This window comes from Aquiflexum sp., from assembly GCF_041749095.1.
Lineage (GTDB): Bacteria > Bacteroidota > Bacteroidia > Cytophagales > Cyclobacteriaceae > Aquiflexum.
Map to the genome: position 1 here is coordinate 1 of NZ_JBGTCA010000393.1, position 2,348 is coordinate 2,348.

The window sequence follows — 2,348 nt, forward strand, 5'->3', positions numbered from 1 at the left end:
CTTTGGGGTATATTTGAAAATTACCCACTTCGGGTGATATATGATATTAATCTATATTCAGGCTTTCAGTTCACGGCTGAATCTCAAGTAATCGCTGTTAGTTGTCCGTGCTTTTCGATTATTTCTATTGTGATATTAACAAATCAGGGAGCGTAATTTTATTATATTAGATGTTTGTTAAGGGATGGTTTCAAATGATATCGTTAAAATGAAAATAATCAACACACTACTTTTCACGATACTCTTTTTTTCAGAAATTATCGCGCAGGCCCAAAATCATCGATTCGCTGTGGGTCTCACAGGTTCAGGAGATTTAAGTGCCATTGAGTTTGATTTGAAAAACCCGCACCAACCCTATTCGCCTGGCTTTGAGAAACGTTCAAATCCGGGTTTCAGTTATGGAGTAAGGCTGCAACTTAATGTCAATGATCAGCTGTTTATTCGATCCGGACTCTTTTACGCCACAAGGGATTTTAGCTATCACTATCATTATGCTTTTAACGATCCGGCCGATACTTTTATTCCAAAGGAGAGCAGATTGAGCGTATATCATTTCGGTGTGCCGATTATGTTGGGCCACCATGTGATTACAGGGGATAAATTCAGATTGTCCCCTTCTGCTGGATTCGTAGGCGAACTTTATTCCGATCAGAGGGAGACCACTACTTATGACGATGGTTCGCTAGAAGATTCTGAATTTCTCGATCAACATTTGAATCACCTCGTTTCAGCACAGATTAATATCGGGATGGAATACCATATCAACCAACGGTTTTTCATAACCGCCGAACCATACGCCAAAATCGGTATGAATTTACCGGCCGACGCAGTCCAGGAAAATAAAATAAATGCGTGGGGAGGCATCCTGAGTCTGAACTGCAATCTCTAAGCCTCCGTAAAAAAATCCTGTATTTGAATGGGAAATTCATCTTTACCATTCTTACAGGAATATTTAAACAGCTAAGAAAAGGCAAATGATCTCTCAGTCAGACATGATCGAGGACCAACTCAAGGCCCGGGGAATACACGACCCAGCGGTGCTTCAGGCCATGCAGGATGTGGACAGAACGCTTTTCATTCACGCCAACTTATTGCACAGGGCATATGAAGATGGCCCTTTGCCGATCGGAAAATCCCAGACCATCAGCCAACCATTTATAGTGGCATACATGGCTCAGGTACTGGAACTGAACGCCGATGCAAAAGTGCTTGAGATTGGCACAGGTTGCGGATACAATGCTGCAGTATTGGCGCAAATCAGCACTCATGTCTATTCTATAGAAATAATTGAATCACTGCATCTGCTTGCAAAGAAAAATCTTGCTGCGGCCGGAGTATACAATGTGCATACCCGTCTTGGCGACGGCATAGACGGCTGGCCAGATGCTGCTCCTTTCGATGCAATTGTACTTACCGCTGCACCTTATAAAATCCCCGAATCACTCAAACTCCAACTCAAAGTAAAAGGCATTCTCCTCGCACCTAAGGGCAGAAATGCACAAAAGCTCGTATTGACCAAACGTCAGAGCGAGAATGAATTTATCACGTCCACACTGATGCCCGTCTGCTTCGTACCCATGACTGGGAAAGCAAAAGATTTGTAATTCGTTCCATATCAGACATCAAATATCCGCCTTCGGCACTATCCATCTCAATGTGGCTCTATATTCCCATTACCAATTGTGATGAGCAGAAAAACTCCCAATATAGCATTCAAACTTTTACATTTCAAACTTTTGATTTAGGCCTGTTCATTCACAAATCGGTGCGGTGAATCTGTTAAATACCATCATTCCGAAAAAATTGAATCATGAAATCGATTCAAAGATTACATTGACCAAGTTATTTTCCAAACCTTGCACCACATAGCCAAAATCTTAGAAACGCCGCTTTAATGATTTACCAGAAAGATTTCATCTGCATGTTTGATCACATGTTTTTGGTCATCTGTTTTTATCAAATAAGCGGGTCGTTCAGCCGTGGCTTCCGTCTCGTATGTTTTACCTTCGATTTCGATTGTGGTATTCTGGATAAATTTTGACTGTATCTCGCCCATTTTGACGTTTCCCTCTTTACCCAGTGTTACCATTTGTCCTTGATTTAAATTGTCATTTTCCATAATGCTATTATTATTTCGATTGTTCATCTCTAAGACAAGTTTTATACCAGCCGATCTCGCAAACATTTCATCATGTTCCATCTTTGATAATCAGAGCTTTTTATTCAAGGAAGCGCAATACTAAAACCAACGTTTGGGGAACCATTTGCGCAATTTGAAAGAATTATTCATCAGTACGACTATGCTGGAATAAGAAAAAAAAGGCCGTCCGGATTCCGGACGGCGGTTC

At 41.2% G+C, this 2,348-nt stretch carries 3 protein-coding genes; 2 read left to right on the forward strand and 1 reads right to left on the reverse strand.

The annotated features are described in order from the left end of the window. Window positions 1-208: 208 nt before the first annotated feature. Both ACEW8O_RS17860 and ACEW8O_RS17865 read left to right on the forward strand, forming a co-directional pair. Window positions 209-889, forward strand: a complete 681-nt coding sequence (locus ACEW8O_RS17860) for an outer membrane beta-barrel protein (protein ID WP_373495989.1) — start codon at window positions 209-211, stop codon at window positions 887-889. An 85-nt stretch (window positions 890-974) separates the two neighbouring features. After that, window positions 975-1,604 (forward strand): protein-L-isoaspartate(D-aspartate) O-methyltransferase, encoded by a 630-nt coding sequence (locus tag ACEW8O_RS17865; protein WP_373495990.1) that lies wholly within the window; start codon window positions 975-977, stop codon window positions 1,602-1,604. Between the two features lie 287 nt (window positions 1,605-1,891). Here the strand turns inward: ACEW8O_RS17865 and ACEW8O_RS17870 are convergent, their stop codons facing one another. After that, the gene (locus tag ACEW8O_RS17870; protein WP_373495991.1) at window positions 1,892-2,200 is read right to left on the reverse strand and encodes an HVA1 family protein; all 309 of its coding nucleotides are present in this window, start codon (window positions 2,198-2,200) and stop codon (window positions 1,892-1,894) included. Window positions 2,201-2,348 lie beyond the last annotated feature (148 nt).